The sequence below is a fragment of the Crossiella sp. S99.2 genome (assembly GCF_023094165.1).
GTDB lineage: Bacteria > Actinomycetota > Actinomycetes > Mycobacteriales > Pseudonocardiaceae > Crossiella.
Window position 1 is genome coordinate 169,970 of sequence record NZ_JALMDK010000019.1, and the last position, 19,820, is coordinate 189,789.

Genomic DNA, 19,820 nt, shown 5'->3' on the forward strand with positions numbered 1-19,820 from the left:
TTCCGGTCCGCCTCCGCCGTCGAGTTGGCCCAAGTGGTACGCCCAGTTGAGCCAACTATGCGTACGACTTGGGCCAACTCGGCGTTGGGTGGGTACGGACAGCGCCTCTGGCTTGTGGTTCAGGCAGTCAACCTAAACCTGCCGCGCGAACCTGGCCAGCGGGCCTGTGTGAAGTTCTTCTTCCGTGCGCCGGGGCGGAAGTTGACGCCGTCAGGTTGACGGTGTCATTGTGGTCTGGTGTCGAGCCGGAGAGTGCGGGCCAACCCGGGTGAGGGCGGTCGGCTGCGGGAGGAAGTCCTCCTTGCCGCCGAGCGGATGCTGGTCGAGGCCGGCACCGAGGAGGTGCTCACCCTGCGCGCGGTGGCCGAGCGGGTCGGCGTCACCACGCCCTCGGTGTACCGGCACTTCGCCAGCAAGGACGAGCTGGTCGAGGCGGTCTGCCTGCGTGCGTGGGACGGCCTGGGCAGCCGCATCCGCGAGGCCTGCGCCCGGCTGACCGACCCGTTCATCGCACTGGGCCAGTGCGGCCGCGCCTACATCCGGTTCGCCCTGGACCACCCGGTGCAGTACCGGGTGCTGATGCTGCGCCGCACCGAGACCTCGCCCGCGGCCGAGGCATGCTTCGGCTACATGGTCGACGCGGTCACCGCCTGCGTGGCCACCGGTGTGCTGCACGGCGAACCACGCAGGCTCGCGCTGAGCCTGTGGTCGGCCATGCACGGCTGCGCCTCGCTGCTGATCAACCAGCCCTCGCTGCCCTGGCCCGGGGACCTGGACGAGTTCGTCAACGAGGTGGTCCGGATGGCCGGGTTCGGGGCCGCGGTGAGCACCCGGCTCGCCCGCGGGCGGGTGCCGCGCAGCGCGGAGGTCACGGCGGGCGCGGACACGATGGTCAACCGGATGGAGGGGAAGAAATGAGTCTTGCCGGGCGGATCGCGTTGGTGACCGGGGGATCCCGGGGGATCGGCGCGGAAACAGCGCGGTTGCTGGCGGCCGAGGGCGCCACGGTGTTCGTGAACTACCGGGAGAAGGCCCGGCGCGCCGACCGAGTGGTAGGTGAGATCGAGCGCGCGGGCGGCACGGCCGCTGCGGTGCGCGCGGACCTCACCGACCCGGCCGCGGTGGACGCGATGATCGAGCAGATCCGGGACCGGGCCGGGCGGCTGGATCTGTTGGTGCTCAACGCTTCCGGCGGCCTGGAACGCGATCGTGCCGCCGACTACGCGCTCCGGCTGAACCGCGATGCCCAGGTGTCCCTGGTCGAGGCCGCGCTGCCGCTGCTACCGCCGTCGGGCCGGATCGTCTTCGTCACCAGCCATGAGGCGCACTTCCACGAAAGCCGCCTCAGCTATGACGTGTACGAGCCGGTGGCCGCGAGCAAACGCGCGGGCGAGGACGCACTGCGTGCGCGCATCCCCGCCCTGACCGCCCGCGAGATCAGCCTGGTGGTCGTCTCCGGCGACATGATCGAGGGCACCATCACCCCCACCCTGCTGGAACGCGCCAACCCGGGCGCCATCGAGGCCCGCCGCGCCGAGGCCGGTGCGCTGCCCACGATCGCCGAGTTCGCCGGCGAGGTGGTGGCCGCGGCGTCGGCGGCGGTGCCGAGCGGGCACACGGTGTACGTCGGCGGCGCGGACTACCTGGCTGGGGTTACAGGTGTTTCCTCAGCTGCCGGAGGTGCGGACCGGCGGCGGTGACCCGCGGTCAGAAGGTGGCGATCGGGTTGACCGGACTGCCGGAGGTGCCGGCGAAGCGGACCGGCGCGACCGCGAGCTGGAAGTCCCACTGGCCCAGTTCGGCAGCCGTGCTCGCGCACTCCTCCAGATCGCAGTTGTCCAGCAGCCACAGACCCATCGCGACCAGGCCCACGGCGTGCACCGGCATCAACACGTCCGGGTACCCCGACGGCTGCACATCCTGGGGAGTGTCCGCGCCGATCAACGCGACTTCCCGTTCGCGCAGCCACGGCAGGCAGGACACGTGCCAGCCGGCCTGGGTGATACCGCCGGCCGCACCGGCCTCGTGCCGGGCGCGGCCATAGCCGGTCCGCAGCAGCACCGCGTCGCCGGACCGGACCCGCACACCCTGGCGACGCTCGGCCTCCTCCAGATCCTCGGGAAACACGCCCTGCCCCGGTTCCAGCCACGGCACCTCGCGGACCGCCGCGACGTCCAGCAGGACACCGCGCGTGACGATCCCGTTCGCCGCCGCCGTGACAGCCGCCCACGCTGAACCCGTTGTGGCGTCGACCATCGAGTGCGAGCGGCCGTTGTACATCTTGCCGTCCCAGAAGATGTGGCACGGCGAGTCGACGTGGGTGATGGTGTTGCCGTGGAACATGATGCCGAGCCGCTCGTTGGAGAAGCCCCAGTGCCGGTCATTGCGGAACCCGGGCACCGGCATGTCCTCGGCGCCCGGCATGTCGGCCGCGCACGGGCAGCTCGTCGTCGACCGCTCCATCTCCGCCGGTACCGCGATCTCCCACGCGCACGACACGCTCCGGCCGTGGCGCACGGCCCGCGCCGCCGCCAGCCGGACCTCGTCGGTGATGTGGTTCAACGTGCCGCGCTCGTCGTCCTCGCCCCACCGACCCCAGTTCGACAGCGTGTCGAAGTACCCGAGCACCTCGTCCTGGGTGGGCATCGGTCGCTCTGCCGTCATGCCGGCATCGACTCCTCTGGTCAGGGGGTTCGAGGCACAAAAGTTCGCTGAAGGGTACGGCACAGCTGTAGTGCTGGTGGTGCGTTACGCAGACACACCGATCCGCTTCCACCGCGCCCGGAAGTTGGCCAGCGCCCGGACCAACCGTTCGGTAGGGGAGCCGACCGGGGGCAGCACGCCGAGCTGGCGGGCGATGGTGGCCTGGTCGCTGTAGGCCGCCACGGCCACGATGCGGCCCGCGCGCACGCGCACCAGGTCCACGCCCTCGGCCCGGATCCGGGCGCCGTTGGGCCGCAGGCCCTGGAACCGGCCGGGGCCGAGGAAGGTCGCGGTCAACCGCCAGCGGCAGGTGGCCAGTTCGCCCTCGGCGGTGATCTCCTCGACGCGGTAGTCCCACTCGGGGAAAGCGCCGTACAGCTCGCGGAAGTAGGCCGCGATGCCCGCCGGGCCGGTCGGGCCCACCGCGCCGTGGATGTGGCCGACACCATCCGGCGCGTAGTGCTTGAGCTGGGCGTCGACCACCCTGGCCGCGATGTCGGCGAAGTAGGCCGCGGCCACCGCGGCGGTGGCGGCGGTCTGCTGGTCCCGTTGCGTCATGCCCGGACTATCGCGTCCCGGCGCATTCACCGGCAGCAACCGTCCAACCCGGTCACAAAGCGGTGACGCGGCCGCACCACGGGCGACCTGGGGCGACAACCCCTATTCCAGCTTTTCCAATTCGATTTCCTTCTCGGGTCCTCGTGTTAGTCTCTGCGCCGAACGGCCAACTGGGGGCCGGTCGCCTAGTCGCGTCAAGGGGTCGATAGCCGTGCACAGTCCTGATTGATCATTAGCGCTTGATCCATTACATCGCTGACCGGAATCGGTCACTCTTTGACGGGTTCTCGTCAGCTAACAGATGTAATCGATTCCGCCGATAAATCCGCGAAAATCATCAGAGCCTTTCCATATTCGGGTTGAGGCTTATTTTCCGTGGCTAGCATCTGGACCACACCTTCCGGAGCCGACCACCCTGGGGGCAGTTGCAGTGCGTGAGCCGATCGCGATCGTGGGGATGGCCTGCAGGTATCCCGGCGGCGTGACCACGCCGGAGGGTTTGTGGCAGGCCTCGATCAGTGCTGCCGACCTGATCGGGGAAATGCCGGCGGATCGCGGCTGGGACCTGGATTCGCTTTACGATCCCGACCCCGACCGGCCCGGCCGCTCCTACACCCGGCACGGCGGATTCCTGGATCGCGCCGGCGACTTCGACGCCGCGTTCTTCGGCATGTCCCCGCGCGAGGCGCTCACCACCGACCCGCAGCAACGCCTGCTGCTCACCGCCGCCTGGGAGGCGCTGGAAGACGCCGGTATCGCCGCCCCGTCGATCCGGGGCAGCCGGACCGCGGTGTTCACCGGCGTGATGATGCACGACTACGCGCCCAGGGTGCACACCGTGCCGGACGGCCTGGAAGGCCACCTGATCACCGGCAACACCGCCAGCGTCGCCTCCGGCAGGCTGGCCTACGTGCTCGGGCTGCACGGCCCCGCGCTCACCGTTGACACCGGGTGTTCCTCCTCGCTGGTCACCCTGCACCTGGCCGCGGAATCACTGCACCGCGGCGAAAGCGATCTCGCGCTCGCCGGCGGGGTGACCGTGATGGCCACCCCGGAGATGTTCGTCGAGTTCTCCCGGCTGCGCGGACTGGCCCCGGACGGCCGGTGCAAACCGTTCTCCGCGGCCGCGGACGGCACCGCCTGGGCCGAGGGCTGCGGCATGCTGGTGCTGGAACGGCTCTCCGACGCGGTGCGCAACGGGCATCGGGTGCACGCGATCGTGCGCGGCAGCGCGGTCAACTCCGACGGCGCCTCCAACGGACTGTCCGCGCCGAGTGGTCCCGCCCAGGAACTCGTGGTGCGGCAGGCACTCTCGGTCGCCGGTCTGTCCACATCGGACATCGACGCGGTCGAGGCGCACGGCACCGGCACCACCCTCGGCGACCCGATCGAGGCCCAGGCACTGCTCAACACCTACGGCCAGGACCGCGAAGAGCCGCTGCTGCTCGGCTCGATCAAGTCCAACACCGGGCACACCCAGGCCGCCGCCGGGGTGGCCGGGGTGATCAAGATGGTGCACGCCATGCGGCACGGCACCCTGCCCAGGATCCTGCACTTCACCGAGCCCAGCCCACACGTGGACTGGGCCAGCGGCGCGGTCCGCCCGCTGGCCGAGCACACGCCCTGGCCGGAGACCGGCCGCCCGCGCCGCGCCGGGATCTCCTCCTTCGGCATCAGCGGCACCAACGCGCACGTGCTCCTGGAACAAGCTCCCGACCGACCGGTTGGTAGAGACGCGGAAACCGGTGTAGTGCCGCTGCTGCTGTCCGCGACCTCGCTGACCGCGTTGCGCGCCCAGGCCGCCCGCCTCCGCGCCCACCTGGACAACACCGACACCGACCTGGCCGACGCCGGATTCACCCTGGCCACCGGCCGGAGCCGGTTCGAGCACCGCGCCGCCGTGCTCGCCGCCGACCGGGACACCCTGTGCGCCGGACTGGACGCACTCGCCAACGGCCGGCCCGCGCCGGAGGTGGTCACCGGGACCGCGCAACGAGACGTGCGCCCGGTGCTGGTGTTCCCCGGCCAAGGCACCCAGTGGACCGGGATGGCCCTGGAACTGCTGGCCGCCAGCCCGGTCTTCGCCGAGCGGATGGCCGCCTGCCAGCAGGCGCTGACGCCGTTCGTGGACTGGCAGCTGACCGAGGTGCTCGCCGACGAGACCGCATTGTCCACTGTGGACATAGTGCAGCCTGCGACCTGGGCGGTGATGGTCTCCCTGGCCGCGCTCTGGCAGGCACACGGCGTCGAACCGGTCGCGGTGGTCGGCCACTCCCAGGGCGAGATCGCCGCCGCCACCGTGGCCGGCGCGCTGTCCCTGGCCGACGGCGCCCGGGTGGTCGCCTTGCGCGCCAAGGCGATCCGCGCGCTCTCCGGGCTGGGCGGGATGGCCTCGGTCGGACTGTCCCGCGAGGCGGCCGAGCAGCGGATCCAGCCCTGGACCGGCGCGCTGTGCGTGGCGGCGGTGAACGGTCCCGAGGCCACCGTGGTCTCCGGCGATCCGCAGGCGTTGCAAGAGCTGTCGGCCGCGCTGGAGGCCGAGGGCGTGCGGTTCCGGCTGCTGCCGGTGGACTACGCCTCGCACTCACCCCAGGTCGACCTGCTGCGCACCGAACTGCACACCCTGCTGGCCCCGATCCGCCCGCGTACCAGCGAGATCCCGTTCCATTCCACGGTCACCGGCGAGCAGTTCGACACCGCCGGGCTCGACGCAGGCTACTGGTTCACCAACCTGCGCCAGACCGTCGAGTTCGAGACCGCGGTCCGCGGCCTGATCGCCAAGGGACAGCACGCTTTCCTGGAGTGCAGCACGCACCCGGTGCTCACCGTCGGCCTGCGCAGGCTCCTGGACGAGCACACCGAGGACGGCGTCACCCTCGGCACCCTGCGCCGCGAGGAAGGCGGCCTGCCCCGCTTCCTGCTGGCCGCGGCCGAAGCGCAGGCCAACGGCATCGACCTCCGGCTGGACCGGGCCTTCCCCGGCGCACGCCTGACCGGCCTGCCGACCTACCCGTTCCAGCCGGAACGGTTCTGGCTGCTGCCCACCGCCGCCGCGAGCGCGTCCGCTGACCATCCGATGCTGACCGCCGCGGTCGTGCTGGCCGGTGGCGACGGCCTGGTGTGCACCGGAACGCTGTCCCGGCGCGCCCGCCCGTGGCTGGCCGACCACGCGGTCAACGGCACCGTGCTGCTGCCCGGCGCGGCCTTCGCCGAACTCGCGCTGCACGCCGGCGAGCTGATCGGCGCACCTCGGCTGGACGACCTGGTGGTGCAGCGCCCACTGCTGGTGCCCGCCACTGCCACCATCGAGCTGCAGGTCACCGTGGACGCCGCGGGCGCGCTGGCGATCTACTCCCGCCCGGCCCGCGACGAACCGTGGACCCAGCACGCCACCGGCACCCTCGGCCACGGCGAACCCGAACCGACCGCCCGGTCGGCCTGGCCGCCACCCGGCGCGCAGGAGATCAGCCTCGACGGCGCCTACCAGCGCCTAGCTGAACTCGGCTACGAGTACGGCCCGGTGTTCCAGGGCCTCCACCGCGCCTGGCAGCACGGCGACACCCGGTACGCCGAGGTCACGCTGCCCACCGAACCCGGCCGCTACGGCCTGCACCCGGCCCTGCTCGACGCCGCCCTGCACCCGCTGCTGCTCGGCGCGGACCACCACCTCCGCCTACCGTTCGGTTGGGACGGGGTGTCCCTGCACGCCACCGGCGCGTCCACGGTGCGCGTCACGCTGTCGCCGTCCGGCCCGGACGCCTACCGGGTCACCATCACCGACCCCACCGGCGCACCCGTGGCCCAGATCGACTCGGTCTCCCTGCGCCCGGTGCGCACCGACCTGCTCGGCGGCGACCGAACCCTGTTCCACCTCGACTGGATCCCGGTGCCACCGCGCGCCGCCCGCACCGGCAACACCGTGGTCCTGCCCGCCACCAGCGCCCACCAGGTGCTCGGCGTGCTCCGCGACTGGCTGGCCCAGGATCACGACGGCGTCCTGGTCATCGTCACCCACCGGGCCATCGCCACCAGCGCGACCGAGGACGTCACCGACCTCGACGCGGCCCCGGTCTGGGGCCTCGTGCGCACCGCGCAGTCCGAACACCCCGGCCGCTTCGCCCTGGTGGACCTGGACGACCCGGCCCAGCTCGACACCGCGATCGCCTGCGACGAACCACAACTCGCCGTCCGCGACGGTCAGCTGCTCACCCCACGCCTGGCCCGCAACACCGAACCCGGCGAGCCGGTCCACTTCCACCCCGACGGCACAGTGCTGATCACCGGCGGCACCGGCACCCTCGGCCGCGCCCTCACCCGCCACCTGGTCACCCACCACGGCGTCCGGCACCTGATCCTGACCGCCCGCCGCCCCGCCGAAGCCCCCGACCTGCCGGGCGCCGAGGTCGAGGTGATCCCATGCGACGTCGCCGATACCGAAGCCCTGGCCGCCTTGCTCGCCGCCATCCCCGCCGCGCACCCGCTCACCGCGGTGATCCACGCGGCCGGAGTCCTGGACGACAGCACGGTCGACGCCCTCACCCCCGAACAGCTGGACACCGTGTCCCGGCCCAAAATCGAGGGCGCCCGGAACCTGCACACCCTCACCCGGCACCTCGACCTCACCGCGTTCGTGCTGTTCTCCTCGGTCGCCGGGATCATCGGCACCCGCGGTCAGGCCAACTACGCCGCCGCCAACAGCTACCTGGACGCGCTCGCCGCGCACCGCCGGGCGCACGGCCTGCCCGGAACCTCGATGGCCTGGGGCCTGTGGGCGCCGGAATCCGGCATGACCGGCCACCTCAGCGACACCGACCACGCCCGGCTCACCCGGTCCCGGCTGCGCCCCATCGCCCAGGACCACGGCCTGGCCCTGTTCGACGCGGCCCTGACCGGCCCAGCGCTGTCCGTACCCGCCCGCTTCGACCTGACCGACCGCGACTCCGCCGATCGGCCACCCATTTTCGCCGGTCTGCTCGCCCCCCGCCGCCGGGCCGCCGTCCGCACCCAGCCGGTCAACTTCGTACCCGGCGACGAACGCGCCGTGCTGGACCTGGTGCTCAGCACCGTGTCCACCGTGCTCGGCAACGACAGCAAACTCAACCCGGACCGGGCCTTCCGCGATCTCGGCTTCGACTCACTCAGCGGCCTGGAACTGCGCAACCGGCTCAGCGCCGCCACCGGCCTGCGCCTGCCCGCCACCGCCGTCTTCGACCACCCGACCCCCGCCCAGCTCGCCGCCCACCTACGCGGCGCCGCCGCCACTCCGGCCCCGATCGTCGCCCCGAACGCACCCGAGGACGACCCGATCGTCCTGGTCGGCGCGGGCTGCCGGTTCCCCGGCGGAGTGTCCACAGTGGACGATCTGTGGACGCTGCTGGCCGAAGGCCGGGACGTCACCACCGAGTTCCCCACCGACCGCGGCTGGGACCTCGGAGCCGACCGGAACTCGGTGCGGCGCGGCGGTTTCCTGCACAACGCCGCTGAGTTCGACCCCGCCTTCTTCGGCATCCCGCCGCGCGAAGCCCTGGTGATGGACCCGCAACAACGCATCCTCCTAGAGGTCGCCTGGCACGCGCTGGAATCCGCGGGCATCAACCCGGCCACCCTGTGCGGCAGCCGCACCGCGGTGTTCACCGGCACCATGGGCAGCGACTACGCGCACCGCGAGCACGAGATCCCGGCCGACCTCAGCGGCCAGGTCTCCATTGACAACGCGAGCAGCGTCGCCTCTGGCCGGCTCGCCTACTTCTTCGGCTTCGAGGGCCCCGCGATCACCCTCGACACGGCGTGCTCCTCGGCCCTGGTCGCCATGCACCTGGCCGCCCGAGCCCTGCGCGACGGCGAATGCACCCTGGCCCTGGCCGGCGGCGTCACCGTGATGACCACCCCCACCCTGTTCGTCGAATTCGCCAAGGTCTACGCCCTGGCCCCTGACGGCCGCTGCAAACCCTTCGCCGCCGCCGCCGACGGCACCGCCTGGAGTGAAGGCGCCGGACTCGTTGTCCTAGAAAGACTTTCCGACGCCCGCCGCAACGGCCACCAGGTCCTGGCCATCCTGCGCGGCAGCGCGATCAACTCCGACGGCGCCTCCAACGGCCTCACCGCACCCAATGGCGCTGCCCAGCGCCGGGTGATCCAGGACGCCCTGTCCGCCGCCGGCCTGCGACCGTCCGAAGTGGACGCGGTGGAAGCCCACGGCACCGGCACCACCCTCGGCGACCCCATCGAGGCCCAGGCATTGCTGGAAACCTACGGCCAGGACCGCGACCGGCCGGTGCTGGTCGGCTCGGCCAAGTCGAACCTGGGCCACACCCAGGCCGCGGCAGGTGTCGCTGGGGTGCTGAAGATGATGATGGCAATGCGGCACGGGATGCTGCCCGGGACGCTGCACCTGGACCGGCCGAGCCCGCACGTGGACTGGACCGACGGGTCGGTGGAACTCGCGGGCGAGGCGGTGAACTGGCCGGAGACGGGGCGGCCGCGGCGGGCCGGGATTTCGTCGTTTGGGATCAGCGGCACGAACGCACACGTGATCCTGGAACAGCCCGCGCCAGAACTGTCCCCGGAGCCCGCGCCCGCACCGCGCCCTGCGCCGGAAACAGCGTCCCAGCCGGTGCTCGTGCCCACGCCGGGCGCCGCGCCGAAGCCCGAGTCCCAGCCGAAACTCCTGCCCTGGCTCGTCTCCGCCGCCACCCCCCAAGCCCTGTCCCGCCAAGCCCACGCCCTCCTCACCCACCCCGCCGACCCCCTCGACATCGCCCACTCCCTGGCCGCCACCCGAGCCCACCTCCCCGCCCGAGCCGTCTACCTCGGCCGCACCAAACCCGACCTCCACCAGGCCATCACCACCGCCACCGCCATCACCGGCGAGGTCCACGACGGCCCCACCGCCTTCCTCTTCCCCGGCCAGGGCGCCCAGTTCCCCGGCATGGCCGCCGACCTCTACCGCGACGAACCCCGCTTCGCCGCCGCCTTCGACGCCATCACCGCCGAACTGAACCAGCACCTCGATCACCCCCTCACCTTCACCGCCGATCTCACCCGCACCGACCACACCCAGGCCGCCGTGTTCGCCGTGGAAGTGGCGCTGTACCGGCTGATCACCGCGTTCGGCGTGACCCCGGACGCGCTCGCCGGGCACTCGGTCGGCGAGATCGCCGCCGCGCATGTCGCCGGGGTGCTGTCCCTGCCCGACGCCTGCACCCTGATCGCCGCCCGCGGTCGGCTGATGCACGAGCTGGACCGCGACGGCGCCATGGTCGCCATCCGCGCCACCGAGGCCGAAGCCCGGGAACTGTTGCGTGGCCACGAAAACCAGGTCGCCATCGCCGCCATCAACGGCCCGAGTTCGGTGGTCCTCTCCGGTACCACCGACCTCGTCCTGGAACTGGCCGCCCGCACCCCGCACGTCCGCAGACTCGATGTGGCGCAAGCCTTCCACTCGCCGCACATGGACCCGATGCTCGCGCCGTTCCGGGAAGTCCTGGCCACGCTGGAATTCCACGAACCGACCATCCCGGTGATCTCCTCCGTCACCGGTCGTCCGGCCGCCGCAACGGATCTGCGCACCCCGGAATACTGGGTCCGGCATGCCCGGCACCCGGTCCGGTTCCACGACTGCCTTGGCGCGCTCGCCGCCGGGACCTACCTCGAAATCGGGCCGGGCAACACACTCAGCGCCCTCGGCCAGGAAAGCCAGCCCGATGCGGAGTTCCTGCCGGTGCTGCCCAAGGGCCGCCCCGGCCAGGAATCCGTGCTGCGCGCACTGGGCGGCGCGCACACCCGTGGTGTCGCAGTGGATTGGCCCGCCTGGTGTACCGGTGGCCGGCGGGTGACGTTGCCGGGCTACCAGTTCAGTCGGGAGCGGTACTGGCTGCCGATGCGGGCTGCCCAGCCTGCCCAGGACCCGCTGCTGCACGTGGTCGAGTGGTCGGCGGCCACGCCGAAGCACCTGCCGCTGACCGGTCCGTGGCTGGTCGTCGCGCCGCCGGAGGAGCAGTTCGACGAGATCACCAACGCGGTGGCGCGCACCTTAGACACCGCAGATGTGTTGCGGTGTAACGGAACCGAGGAACTCCCGCCCAGCGCCGGAATCGTGTCCTTGCTCGCGCTGGACCCGGTGATCGGCGAGGCGAGCGTCCCGCGCGCGGTCACCGCCACCCTCGCCTTGCTCCAGTCCGCACCCGAGGGCACCCAGGTGTGGGCGCTCACCCAGGGCGCGATCCGGGCCCGCGCTGGCGACACCGTGCCGCGGCCGGAACAGGCCGGGGTCTGGGGACTCGGCCGGGTCGCCGCACTGGAAGCACCCGGCAGCTGGGGCGGGTTGATTGATCTGCCCGAGCAGCCGACCGACGCCGACTGGCTCGCCTTCCGCGCCGCACTCGGCGGCGAGGACCAGGCCGCGATCCGCGACGGACGCGTGTTCGTCCGCCGACTCGCCACCGTGCCCGCCCGGCCCAGCGCCGTGCCGGACACCACCGGAACCGTGCTGATCACCGGCGGACTGGGCGGACTGGGCGGGCACGTGGCCCGTCTGCTGGCCACCCGTGGCACCCGCCGCCTGCTGCTCGTCGGACGGCAGGGTCCGGATTCCGTTGGTGCGGCGGACTTGCACGCCGAACTCACCGCCGCCGGTGCCGAGGTCACCATCGCCGCCTGCGATATCGCCGACCGCGACGCCCTCGCTGACCTGCTCGCCGACCACAAGCTCTCCGGCGTCGTGCACGCGGCCGGAGTCCTTGACGACGGTGTGCTGGAATCCTTGTCGCCCAACCGGTTCGCCACCGTGTTTGCCGCCAAGGTGGGTGGCGCGCAGCATCTGCACGACCTCACCCGCGATCACCCGCTGGACTTCTTCGTGCTGTGCTCCTCGCTGGCCAGCACGGTCGGCTCGCCCGGCCAGGGCAACTACAGCGCCGCCAACGCGGTGCTGGAAGCCCTTGCGCACCAACGGCATGCGCTCGGCCTGCCCGCAACCTGCCTGGCCTGGGGTCCGTGGGCGGACACCGGCATGGCCACGACCGAACTGGAAACCACCTGGCGGGCAAGGGGAATCACCGCGATGCCCGCCGTGGCCGCGCTCGACGCGCTCGGTCGTGCACTGGCCGCGGGCGGTCCGGAGTACGCGATCGCCGAGGTGGACTGGTCCCGATTCGCCGCCGCGCACAACGCCATCCGCCCCAGCCACCTGTGCGACAACCTGCCCGGCGGGCAACTCGACTCGCCCGCCAGTCCGGCCTCGGTGCGACTCGACGACGTGCCGGTCGAGGAACGCGAGAACTACCTCACCCAGGTGGTGATCTCGCACGTGGCCGCGGTATCCGGCCATCACGCGGGTGACATCCCGCCGGGCCGGTCCTTCCGTGAACTCGGCCTGGATTCGCTGGCGGGAGTCCAGTTGCGCAACCGGATCAGCACCGCGACCGGGGCGCCGCTGACCGCCACCGTGGTCTACGAACACCCCACCCCGGCGGCGCTGGCCCGGCACCTGATCGAGGTCCTGGGCGGCGGGGTGCGGGACGCGGTCCAGACCACCATGACCCGGTTGCGCGAACTGGAACTGGCGCTGGCGGAACTGCGGCCCGGCGCGGTCGGCCGGGGTGAGGCGATCACCAGCACGCTGGAACGGATCCTGCGGTCCTGGCAGTCCAGGGAACGCGCGGAGACAGCAAAGCCCGACCTGGACAGCGCCACCGATGACGAGATCTTCGACCTGATTGACGGCGTGCTCGCCGAAGACCGATGACCAAGGGAGCCAACACGATGACCCTCGCCGGAGAACGGGTCGCGAGCCGCGACAACCCGCTGTACGCGCTGCTGGAGGCGGAAACCCTCGCCGATCCCTACCCCATGCTGGCCGAGTGGCGGGAGCTGGGGCCGATCGAGACCGACGACGGCTCGCTGATCATCAGCGATTACGCCACCTGCATGGCGATCCTGCGTGATCACGCCGCCATGGGCAACGACACCCTCGCCTCGCCCGCGATGCGCCGGGTTTTCCCGGAGGCCACCGAGGAACCGGTGCTCAACTCCATCTTCTTCCTGGACGATCCGGCGCACGGCAGGCAGCGCAGGCTGGTCACCAAGGCGTTCACCCCGCGGATCACCGCCAGGTACGAGCCCTGGATCCGGGAGATCGTGGACTCGTTGTTCGCCAAGTTCATCGCCGACGGGGAATTCGACGGCGTCGAGGACCTGGCCACCGGACTTTCCCTCGGTGTGATCGCGAAACTGCTCGACATCCCGGCCGAGGACATCCCGCAGCTGCGCGAGTGGTCCAGCGATATGGCGCTGTCCACCGAACTGCCCACCCTGGTCGCCAGCTTCCACAACGCCGAGACCTTCACCAGGGACGAGCTGATCCGGCTCACCCAGACCACCACCACGGTGCACGCCTACTTCGCCGACCTCATCTTCAAGCGGCGCAAGAACCTCGGCGAGGACCTGATCTCCAGCCTGATCCGCACCGAGCACGACGGCCGCAAGCTCAGCCGCCGCGAGGTCACCAACACCGTGGCCACCGTGTTCATCGCCGCGCACGAGTCCACCACCAACCTGATCACCAACGGCCTGCTCGCGCTGTCCCGGTTCCCGGACCAGCTCGCCCAGCTCCGCCAGGACCCGTCGCTGGCCATGTCCACTGTGGACGAGGTGCTGCGCTACGACTGCCCGATCCTGCTGATCGGCCGGGTCGCGCTGGAAGGCAAGCAGGTCAACGGGATCGACATCGACAAGGACACCATCGTCACCCTGGTGATCGGCTCGGGCAACCGGGACGAGCGGGAGTTCCCGCAGGCCGATGAGTTCCGGATCCAGCGGCAGAGCAAGAGCATGGGCCTGGCCTTCGGTGTCGGCGCGCACTACTGCCTGGGCAACAGCCTGGCCAAGCTGGAGGCCGAGATCGTCTTCCGCACGGTCGCCGAGCGGCTGCGGGACTTCCACGTGCACGAGGACTCGCTGAGCTACCGCAGGCACGTGGTGGTGCGTGGACTCGACACCCAGCGCATCACCTTCACCGCCTGACCCAGCCTGCCAAACCCGCCCAGAGGTGATCCGATGTCCAGCGACGAAGCCAAGATCCGCCAGTACCTGAAGAAGGTCACCGCGGACCTGCTCGCCACCAGGGAACGGCTGCGCGAGGCCGAACAGCAGCACGACGAGCCGATCGCGGTGGTCGGCATGTCCTGCCGCCTGCCCGGCGGCGTGGCCTCCCCGGCCCAGCTGTGGGATCTCGTCGACGGCGGGGTGGACGCGATCTCGCCGTTCCCGCGCGACCGGCACTGGCCGATCGAGGACCTCTACGACCCGGATCCCAACTCCCAGCAGGCCCGCCGCACCTACGTGCGCGAGGGCGGATTCCTGGACGGGGCAGGCGAATTCGATCCCGCCTTCTTCGGCATCTCGCCGCGCGAGGCGCTGGTGATGGACCCGCAGCAGCGGCTGATGCTGGAACTGGCCTGGGAGGCCTTCGAGTCCGCCGGCATCCCGCCGGAGTCGATGGCGGGCAGCCGGACCGGGGTGTTCGCCGGCGCGTCCAGCAACGACTACCAGATGTTGTGGCAGGGAACGACGCAGTACTCCCAGTACGCGATCACCGGCAGCACGATGAGCGTGATCTCCGGCCGGATCGCCTTCGCCTTCGACTTCAGCGGTCCCGCGGTCACCATCGACACGGCGTGCTCCTCCTCGCTGGTGGCCGCGCACCTGGCGGCGCGGGCGTTGCGGGCGGGGGAGTGCGGGCTGGCGCTGGCCGGTGGGGTGACCGTACTGGCCACGCCGGGGACGTTCGTGGAGTTCTGCGGGCAGGGGGTGACCTCGAAGGACGCGCGCAGCAAGGCTTTCGCCGCCGCGGCCGATGGCGCGATCTGGGCCGAGGGCGCCGGATTGCTGTTGCTGGAACGACTGTCCGACGCCCGGCGCAACGGCCACCAGGTGCTCGCGCTGCTGCGTGGTTCGGCGATCAACCAGGACGGCACCAGCAACGGGCTGTCCGCACCCAACGGCACCGCGCAGCAGGAGGTCATCCGGGCCGCGCTGGCGGATGCGGGCCTGGCGCCCGAACAGGTTGACGTGGTCGAGGCGCACGGCACCGGGACGCCGCTGGGCGATCCGATCGAGGGCACCGCGCTGGTGGCCACCTACGGCGAGCACCGGCCGGACGGGCGACCGCTGTACCTGGGCTCGCTCAAGTCCAACATCGGGCACACCCAGGCCGCGGCAGGCGTGGCCGGTGCGATCAAGATGATCATGGCGATGCGGCACGGCCGGGTGCCCAAGTCACTGCACGTGGACGCGCCGACACCCAAAGTGGACTGGGGCGTCAACGCGGTCAGTGTGCTGGCCGAACCGGTGGACTGGCCGGAGACCGGAAATCCCCGCCGCGCGGGCGTGTCCTCCTTCGGTATCAGCGGAACCAACGCGCACATCATCCTGGAAGAGCCGCCCGCCGAGGACGTTCAGTCCACTGTGGATTGTGTGCTGCCGGTGCTGCCGTGGACGGTGTCCGGCAAAACCGCAGGCGCACTGCGGGCCCAGGCCGCGCGGCTGGCCGAGTTCGCCGAACAAGACCAGGCCCCGGCGGCCGGGGTGGCCCGAACACTGGCCACCGGGCGCACCCACTTCCGGCACCGGCGCACGGTTTTCGGCCGGGACAAGGCGGAACTGGCCGCGGAACTGCGCCGCGTCGCCGAGAGCGGCGCCGGTGACGCGGTGCCCGGCAACGGCTCGCTCGGCGTGCTCTTCACCGGACAGGGCGCGCAGCGGCCAGGAATGGGGCTGGCTCTCGCCGAGACCTTCCCCGCCTTCGCCGCCGCTTTCGACGAGGTGTGCGGGCACCTGGACGAGCAGCTGCCGCGCCCGCTGCGTGACGTGATCGCGAACGACCCGGAACTGTTGCACCGCACCGACTTCGCCCAGGCCGCGCTGTTCGCGGTGGAGGTCGCGCTGTACCGGTTCGCCGAATCCTGCGGCCTGCGGCCCGCCTACCTGCTCGGGCACTCCATCGGCGAGATCGCCGCCGCGCACGTGGCCGGGGTGTGGACCCTGTCCGACGCGGCCAAGCTGGTCGCCGCGCGCGGTCGATTGATGGCCGCGCTTCCCGCCGGTGGCGCGATGGTGGCCTTGCAGGGCACCGAGGAAGAGGTCGCTGCCGTACTCGCGGGACGCGAACACCTGGTGTCGATCGCCGCGGTGAACTCGGCCGACTCGGTGGTCATCTCCGGCGACTCCGCCGAGGTCGACGCGCTCGCGGCGGACTGGGTTGCCAAGGGCCGCAAGACCAAGCGGCTCCAGGTCAGCCACGCCTTCCACTCGCCGCTGATGGAACCAATGCTCGCCGAGTTCCGGGCGATCGTCGCCGCCTTGCCCACCGCGGAACCGGCCATCCCGGTGATCTCCAACCTCACCGGCCGGATCGCCACCGCCGACCAACTGCGCTCACCCGATTACTGGGCCGACCACGTGCGCCAGGCCGTGCGCTTCCACGACGGCCTGAGCACCGCCCGCGCGCACGGCGTCAGCACCTTCCTGGAACTCGGTCCGGACGCCGTGCTCGCCGCGCTGGCCCGCCAGGACGCCGGACCGGCCGAGGTCGCGATTCCGGTGTGCCGCAAGGATCACGCCGAGCCGGAGAGCCTGCTGCGCGCCCTCGGCGCCGTGCACGACAGCGGCGCGGACGTGGACTGGACCGCGGTGCTGCCCGCCGCCCCCGCCCGGATCGCCGACCTGCCCACCTACGCCTTCCAGCACGAGCACTACTGGCTGGTGCCCGACGGCGATTCGGTCAACCTCAAGTCCGCCGGCCTGGAAGCAGCCGGACATCCGCTGCTGGGCGCGGTACTCAGCGCCGCCGACGGTGACGGCGTGGTGCTCACCGGCCGCCTTTCCTTGCAGAGCCAGCCCTGGCTGGCCGGGCACATCATCCGCGGCATCCCCGTGCTGGCCGGCACTGCGTTCCTGGAATTCGCGCTGGCCGCGGGCGAACAGGTCGGCTGTGACGCGGTCGAGGAACTGACCGTGGAGGCCCCGCTCGCGCTGCCCACGGACGGCGGCGTGCAGGTCCAGGTCGTGCTGGGCGCAACAGAGGAGTCCGGTCGCCGTCCGGTGCGGGTGTTCTCCCGCCCCGACAACGATTCCGGCAGCTGGCGTGGCCACGCCACCGGGTTCGTCGGGGTCCGCACGGCGGTCCCGGAGGCCACGCTGGTGCAGTGGCCGCCGACCGATGTGGTGGAGATCGACGTCTCCGAGGTCTACGACGAGGTCGTGGAAGGACGGCACTTCTCCTACGAAGGGGCCTTCCGCGGCCTGCGCACGCTGTGGCGGCGGGACAGCCCGGCCGGACCGGAGATGTTCGCCGAGGTCGCACTGCCGGTGGACGCCGCGGGCGATGCCAAGCGGTACAACCTGCACCCGGCCCTGCTGGATGCCGTGCTGCACGCGGTCGGCCTGGGCCCGCAGCTCGACGCGATCGACCAGGGCCACGGTTCGATGCCGTTCTCCTGGTCCGGGCTCTCCCTGTTCGCCGCCGGCGCGGCCATGCTGCGGGTGCACATCACCGGCGACAACGGCGATGTGGCCATCACCCTGGCCGACGGCTCCGGCGCGACCGTGGCCACCATCGACTCGCTGCTGTTCCGGCCACTGCCCAAGGACGCCGCGCACCTGCACGGCCCGGCCGAGGACAGCTCCGCGTTGTTCGGCCTGGACTGGGTGCCGCTGCCACTGTCCGCGGACACCGCGCGGGACTGGGTCGCGCTGGGGGAGCAGGCCCCCGACCTGGCCGCGCTCGGCGCACTGGTCGACGACGGCATGCCCGCCCCCGAGGTCGTGTTCTCGCGCCTCTACCGACCGGTCGGTAGAGAGACGGACGCGGTACGCACGGCAGTGGGCGAGCTGGCCGGACTGCTCAGGGACTGGCTGGGCGACGAGCGCTTCGCCGAGTCCGCGCTGGTGCTCTGCTCCGAGCAGGCCCTGGGCGTGCTGCCCGGCGAACAACCCGACCCGGTCACCGCGGCAGCCTGGGGACTGGCCCGCTCGGCGCAGATGGAACACCCGCACCGGGTGCTGCTGATCGACACCGACGACCTGCGCTCCTGGCCGCTGCTGGCCGTGGCCACCGCCAAGGCCGCCAGGGAACCACAGCTCGCCCTGCGCGACGGCACCGTGTACGCGCCCCGGCTGCACCGGGCCACCGCCGGTGACCCGCACCGCGAACCCGACCCTGACGGCACCGTGCTGATCACCGGCGGCGGCGGCCGGCTCGGCGGCGTGTTCGCCCGGCACCTGGCCGCCCAGGGCGCCCGGCGGATCGTGCTGCTCTCCCGCCGCGGCACCGCCCCGCCCGAACTGCTCGCCGACCTGGCCGAACTGGGCGCGGAAACCGTGCTGGCCCAAGGCGATGTGGCCGTGCGGGCGGACCTGGAACGGGTTCTCGCCGACATCCCGGCCGCGCACCCGCTCACCGCGGTCATCCACGCCGCCGGGGTCCTCGACGACGGACTGGTCGAGACGCTCACTCCGCAGCAGCTGGAGAACGTGCTGCGGCCCAAGGTCGACGGCGGCTGGCACCTGCACGAGCTGACCAAGGACCTGGACCTGGCGATGTTCGTCTGCTTCTCCTCCGCCGCCGGGGTGTTCGGCACCGCGGGGCAGGGCGCGTACGCGGCGGCCAACAGCTTCCTGGACGCGCTCACCGCCCGCCGCCGCGCCGCCGGACTCGCCGGGCTCTCCCTCGGCTGGGGCCTGTGGGCCGCCGACGAGCAGAGCGGCGCGGACGGCATGGGCGGTGGCCTCGCAGCAGCCGACCAGGCCCGGCTCAACCGCACCGGCATCCTCGGCCTCACCGACTCCCAGGGCCTCGCGCTGTGGACCGACGCGCTGGCCACCGGCCGGGACTACCTGGTGCCGATCCGGGTGGACCTGGGCGCGGTCGGCAAACTCGGCGCCGACGGCATCCCGCCGCTGCTGCGCGACCTGGTCCGCCGCTCCTCCCGGCGCAGCGCCGCCGGACAACGCGGCGGCGCGCCCTCGGAAACCCCGCAGGCCCTGGCCCGGCGGCTGTCCGGACTCAGCCCGGAGGAACGCGACCGGCAGCTCACCAACCTGGTGCGCGGCCACGTCGCCGCCGTGCTCGGCTACACCTCCGCCGACGGGGTCCCGGCCGAGGGCGCCTTCGGCGATCTCGGCTTCGACTCGCTCAGCTCGGTGGAACTGCGCAACCGGATCAACAGCGCGACCGGCCTGCGCCTGCCCGCCACGCTGGTCTTCGACCACCCCACCCCGGCCGCGCTGGCCGGTCACCTGGGCCAGGAAATCGCCCCGGACGCAACGGAAACCACCCCCGACCCCGGCGTCGAGCTGACCGCGCTGGAGGACGCCGTCCGGCAGCGCGCCCTCGGCGCGGACGACCAGGCGCGCGAACTGCTCCGGCAGCGGTTGCGCACGTTGCTCGACACACTCGGGGACAGCCCGGGTCAGGACGTCGCGGCCGGTCTGCGGACCGCCTCGGCCGAGGAGTTGTACGCCTTCGTGGACCGAGAGCTGGGCAGCTCGTGAGCAGCCGC

Annotated in this window: 7 protein-coding genes; 5 read left to right on the forward strand and 2 right to left on the reverse strand. The window is 71.9% G+C overall.

Annotated elements, in window-relative coordinates; genetic code table 11:
- Nucleotides 1–237 precede the first annotated feature (237 nt).
- Nucleotides 238–918 (forward strand): TetR/AcrR family transcriptional regulator, encoded by a 681-nt coding sequence (locus tag MZC64_RS43545; protein ID WP_247797790.1) that lies wholly within the window; start codon nt 238–240, stop codon nt 916–918.
- Nucleotides 915–1,700, forward strand: coding sequence for an SDR family oxidoreductase (locus MZC64_RS43550; protein ID WP_247765257.1), 786 nt, complete (start codon nt 915–917; stop codon nt 1,698–1,700). The genes MZC64_RS43545 and MZC64_RS43550 overlap by 4 nt, the downstream gene beginning before the upstream one ends.
- Nucleotides 1,701–1,707: 7 nt before the next feature.
- Here the strand turns inward: MZC64_RS43550 and MZC64_RS43555 are convergent, their stop codons facing one another.
- Both MZC64_RS43555 and MZC64_RS43560 read right to left on the reverse strand, forming a co-directional pair.
- Nucleotides 1,708–2,664, reverse strand: a complete 957-nt coding sequence (locus tag MZC64_RS43555) for a cyclase family protein (protein WP_247765256.1) — start codon at nt 2,662–2,664, stop codon at nt 1,708–1,710.
- Between the two features lie 84 nt (nt 2,665–2,748).
- Nucleotides 2,749–3,261, reverse strand: coding sequence for an ester cyclase (locus MZC64_RS43560; protein WP_247765255.1), 513 nt, complete (start codon nt 3,259–3,261; stop codon nt 2,749–2,751).
- 430 nt (nt 3,262–3,691) lie between these two features.
- Here MZC64_RS43560 and MZC64_RS43565 point away from each other — a divergent pair, with 430 nt between their 5' ends.
- Genes MZC64_RS43565 through MZC64_RS43575 form a run of 3 tightly spaced genes read left to right on the forward strand, consistent with a single transcriptional unit; the run spans nt 3,692 to nt 19,812 of the window.
- Nucleotides 3,692–13,006 (forward strand): type I polyketide synthase, encoded by a 9,315-nt coding sequence (locus tag MZC64_RS43565; RefSeq protein ID WP_247765254.1) that lies wholly within the window; start codon nt 3,692–3,694, stop codon nt 13,004–13,006.
- A 17-nt stretch (nt 13,007–13,023) separates the two neighbouring features.
- On the forward strand, nt 13,024–14,283 hold the full coding sequence (locus tag MZC64_RS43570) for a cytochrome P450 (RefSeq protein WP_247765253.1): 1,260 nt from the start codon (nt 13,024–13,026) through the stop codon (nt 14,281–14,283).
- Nucleotides 14,284–14,316: 33 nt separating this feature from the next.
- Nucleotides 14,317–19,812, forward strand: a complete 5,496-nt coding sequence (locus MZC64_RS43575; protein WP_247765252.1) for a type I polyketide synthase — start codon at nt 14,317–14,319, stop codon at nt 19,810–19,812.
- Nucleotides 19,813–19,820 lie beyond the last annotated feature (8 nt).

What these genes read in the sequence shown, in the direction of transcription:
- MZC64_RS43550 (WP_247765257.1), top strand. Translation starts at nt 915, where the DNA reads ATGAGTCTTGCCGGGCGGATCGCGTTGGTGACCGGGGGATCCCGGGGG.
- MZC64_RS43555 (WP_247765256.1), bottom strand. Translation starts at nt 2,664, where the DNA reads ATGACGGCAGAGCGACCGATGCCCACCCAGGACGAGGTGCTCGGGTAC.
- MZC64_RS43560 (WP_247765255.1), bottom strand. Translation starts at nt 3,261, where the DNA reads ATGACGCAACGGGACCAGCAGACCGCCGCCACCGCCGCGGTGGCCGCG.
- MZC64_RS43570 (WP_247765253.1), top strand. Translation starts at nt 13,024, where the DNA reads ATGACCCTCGCCGGAGAACGGGTCGCGAGCCGCGACAACCCGCTGTAC.
- MZC64_RS43575 (WP_247765252.1), top strand. Translation starts at nt 14,317, where the DNA reads ATGTCCAGCGACGAAGCCAAGATCCGCCAGTACCTGAAGAAGGTCACC.